The 3,854-nt window shown below is 72.5% G+C and carries 3 protein-coding genes and 1 pseudogene; all 4 read right to left on the reverse strand.

Annotated features, from left to right (window positions below; genetic code table 11):
• Positions 1-378 (reverse strand): annotated as a pseudogene (locus tag A5648_RS13795) (phospho-N-acetylmuramoyl-pentapeptide-transferase); the annotation flags it as partial.
• Positions 375-1,874 carry a UDP-N-acetylmuramoyl-tripeptide--D-alanyl-D-alanine ligase gene (locus A5648_RS13800; protein ID WP_065025091.1) on the reverse strand — a complete coding sequence of 500 codons (1,500 nt, stop codon included), beginning with the start codon at positions 1,872-1,874 and terminating at the stop codon, positions 375-377. The gene A5648_RS13800 and the pseudogene A5648_RS13795, both read right to left, overlap by 4 nt.
• Positions 1,871-3,406: a UDP-N-acetylmuramoyl-L-alanyl-D-glutamate--2,6-diaminopimelate ligase gene (locus A5648_RS13805; RefSeq protein WP_065025093.1), complete on the reverse strand. Its 1,536-nt coding sequence runs from the start codon at positions 3,404-3,406 to the stop codon at positions 1,871-1,873. The genes A5648_RS13800 and A5648_RS13805 overlap by 4 nt, the downstream gene beginning before the upstream one ends.
• Positions 3,407-3,477: 71 nt before the next feature.
• The coding region (locus A5648_RS13810; protein WP_267887825.1) for a penicillin-binding transpeptidase domain-containing protein at positions 3,478-3,854 on the reverse strand (377 nt) is incomplete at its 5' end.

A 3,854-nucleotide genomic window follows, 5' to 3' on the forward strand; every position in this document is an offset into this window, starting at 1 on the left:
CGCGGTCACCTGCCCGACGGTCTTGGCGGTCTTGTTCAGGCCCAGGTTGCGCGCTCGCCGGATCTTGATCAGGTCGTCGATGAAGCCGACCGCGCCCAGCGCGGTGGCCAACCCCAGTACCAGCAGACCGGACGCGGTGGGCCCGGTGCCGTAGAAGACCAGTCCGGCCAGCTGAGCGGTCAGATAACCCGCCCAGATCCCGGCCACGATCGCCACACCGCCCATCGACGGCGTACCGCGTTTGCTGTGATGGCTGGCCGGGCCGTCTTCGCGGATCTCCTGACCGAACCCCTGCTTGGTGAACAGCCGGATCAGCACCGGGGTCAACAGGATCGCGACCAGCAGCGCGACGCCCGCGGCGACCAGGATCATGATCATCGGCGATCTCCCGCGTCGTCGCTGATCAGAGCGTCGGCCAGCACGGTCAGCCCGGCGGAGTTCGAGGCCTTGACCAACACCACGTCGCCGGGGCGCAGTTCAGCGCGCAACAGGGCGTGGGCGGCGTCGACGTCGGGTACCGCGGTGGCCTCGGCACCCCAGGATCCCTCCATGACCGCGCCGTGATGCATCGCGCCCATCGATCTCCCTACTCCGACGACAACAAGACGAGACACATCTAAGCGCACCGCGAGCCGTCCGATGCGGTCATGCTCCGATATCGCGTCCTTGCCCAGCTCAGCCATCTCCCCGAGCACCGCCCAGCTGCGTCTCGGGGACGCGGGGTCCTCCCCGCGGGCGATCCAGGCCAGCGCCTGCAGCGCCGCCCGCATGGAGTCGGGGTTGGCGTTGTAAGCATCGTCGATCACCGTCACCCCGTCGGCGCGGGTGCTGACCTGCATCCGGTGTTGTGAGATGGCTCCGACGCCGGCCAGCGCATCGGCAACCTGTTGGGGCGTGGCGCCGCATTCCAGCGCAACCGCGGCGGCGCACAGCGCGTTGGAGACCTGGTGGTCCCCGGACACCCCGAGCCGTACCTCGGATGCGCCCGCGCCGGCGTGCAGGGTGAAGCGGGGGCGGGCCAGCTCGTCGAGCGCCACCGGCCCGGCCCACACATCGGCGGGGGCCGCGCGGCTGATCCGCACCACCCGTGCCGCGGTCTTGTTGGCCATCGCGGCCACCGCCGAATCGTCGACGTTGAGGATCACCACGCCGGACTCCGGAACCGCTTGCGCTAGTTCGGCTTTGGTTTCGGCGATCGCCTCGCGGGAGCCGAACTCGCCCAGGTGCGCGGTCCCGACGTTGAGCACCACCGCTACCCGCGGCGGAGCGATGGCGGCCAGCGCCGCGATGTTGCCGCGATGCCGTGCCGAGAGTTCCAGCACCAGGAAGTCGGTGTTCTCATCGGCCCGCAGCACCGTCCAGGGGTGGCCCAGCTCGTTGTTGAACGACCCCGGCGGCGCCACCACCTGCCCCAGCGGAGCCAGCACGGCGGCCAGCAGGTCCTTGGTGGAGGTCTTTCCCGACGATCCGGTGACGCCGACGATGGTCAGTCCGCGGGCCACCAGGGTCGCGGCCACCGCGGCGGCCAGCTGCGCCAGCGCGGCCAGTACCGCGGCGCCGGACCCGGCGGCGTCGTCGTACTCCAGGGCGCCGGATCGGCTGTCGGAGGCGGCGGGATCGACCACGATGGCCGGCACTCCCACCGGGCGGGCCGCAAGCACCGCCACCGCACCGGCTGCCACCGCCGCGGCCGCGTGGTCGTGGCCATCGGCGCGCGCACCGGGCAGCGCCAGAAACAACGAGCCCGCGGTGATCTTTCGCGAATCGAACTCCACGGTCGCGGTGACGCTGGTACGTGCGGCCTGCTCCGGTGAGATATCACTGAGCCGGCCGCCGACGATCTCGGCGATCTCGGCGATACTCAGCGCGATCATCCGCGGCTCTCCAGGGCGGCGGCCAGCTCGACGCGGTCATCGAAGGGCTGCGTGACCCCGCCGGCGGTCTGCCCGGTTTCGTGGCCTTTGCCGGCCACGAGCACCACGTCGCCCGGCCGCGCCCAGCGCACCGCGTGCTCGATCGCGGTCCGGCGGTCCCCGATCTCGACCACCTCCGCGGTTCCCTCGGCGGCCCCGGCCAGGATGGCCCGCCGGATGTCGGCCGGGTCCTCGCCGCGCGGATTGTCGTCGGTGACGACGACCAGGTCGGCCTCCTGGGCGGCGATCCGGCCCATCGGGCCGCGCTTGCCGTGGTCGCGGTCGCCGCCGGCGCCGAACACCACGGCCAGCCGCCCGGTCGTCTCGCGCAGATCGGAGCGCAGGGTCGCCAGCGCCGCCGCCAGCGCGCCCGGCTTGTGCGCGTAGTCGACCAGCGCCAGGAAGCCCTGGCCACGGTCGACCGGCTCCATCCGGCCCGGCACCCGCGCGTCGCGCAGGCCCGGCGCCGCCTGCTCCGGTGACACCCCGACGGCGTCGAGAACGGCCAGCGCCACAAGACAGTTGGCGATGTTGTAGTCGCCGGGCAGCCCGATGCCGACCGGATGGCGCACCCCGGCGGGATCGACCGCCGTGAACTGCCTGCCGACCGGCCCGGCGCTGGGCTGCTCGACGCCCCAGTCCGCCGGGCGTCCGGTCGCGCTGACCGTGACCGGCGCCGTGGCGCGCACCGCCATCGCCTCACCGGCCTCGTCGTCCACACAGACCACCGACCGGGCGGCGTGCAGGGGTGACGCCGGATCGAACAGCCGCGCCTTGGCTTCGAAGTAGTCCGCCATGCTCGGGTGGAAGTCCAGGTGGTCGCGGGACAAGTTCGTGAACGCGCCCAGCGCAAACCGGGTGCCGTCGACCCGGCCCAGCGTCAGCGCGTGGCTGGACACCTCCATCACCACGGTGTCCACCCCGCGCTCGGCCATCACCGCCAGCAGCGCCTGCAGGGCCGGGGCCTCCGGGGTGGTCAGCGCGCTGGGCAGGTCGACGCCGTCGATGCGGACGCCGACGGTGCCGATCAGCCCGGCGGTGCGGCCGGCAGCACGCAGCCCGGCCTCGACCAGATAGGCGGTGGTGGTCTTGCCGGACGTGCCGGTGATCCCGATGACCGTGAGCCGCTCGCAGGGATGCCGGTAGACCTCTGCCGCCAGCTCGCCGAGCACCGCGCGCGGGGCCGGATGAACCAGCACCGGGATACCGGTTGCGCCGTCGACGATTTCGGCGGCCCCCGCGCCGTCGGAGAGCACCGCGACCGCGCCGCGAGCAACCGCCTCGGCCACGAACCGCGCACCGTGGGTCGTGGCGCCGGGCAGCGCCGCGAACAGGTCTCCGGGCTCGACCTCCTGGGCGCGCAGCGTCAGCCCGGTGATGGCCAGCTCGGGCACCGCGCCCCCGGTGGCAGCAACCGCTCCGATCTGGGCCGCCAGCGCCTGCAGCGACGTACCCGCACCGACGTCAGGGCGCAATGCGGCGCACACCGCCATCACCTCCATCCGCTGCGGCCGGTCCTTGAAAGGATCGGACCTGAGACTACCCAGGCGGGCAGGGACAGCCGCTACATCGCCTGCAGAACCAGTGGCGGCCCGGGGTCGGGCGACAGCGGGACGTTGTGGCGCTGCAACAGCCAGGCGGCGATGTTGTGGAACAGCGGCGCGCCCGAGGTGCCCGGCGACCCGTCCGCGGCGCGATGCGGGTTGTCCATCATCAGGCCGATGACGTAGCGCGGGTTGTCCGCGGGGGCTATCCCGGCGAACGTGATCCAGTAGACGTCGTCGTAGTAGCAGCCGCAGGCGGAGTTGATCTGCTGTGCGGTACCGGTCTTTCCGGCGATCTGGTAGCCGTCCACCGCGGCCTGCCACCCGGTGCCCTGCTGGACCCCGGTCGGGTCGCGCTGGGTCACCGCACGCAGCATGTTGCGCACGGTCGCCGCGG

This window comes from Mycolicibacter sinensis (assembly GCF_001673565.1).
GTDB lineage: Bacteria > Actinomycetota > Actinomycetes > Mycobacteriales > Mycobacteriaceae > Mycobacterium > Mycobacterium sinense_C.

Coding starts and splice junctions, on each gene's coding strand:
- A5648_RS13800 (WP_065025091.1), bottom strand. CDS start 1,874: ATGATCGCGCTGAGTATCGCCGAGATCGCCGAGATCGTCGGCGGCCGG.
- A5648_RS13805 (WP_065025093.1), bottom strand. CDS start 3,406: ATGGCGGTGTGCGCCGCATTGCGCCCTGACGTCGGTGCGGGTACGTCG.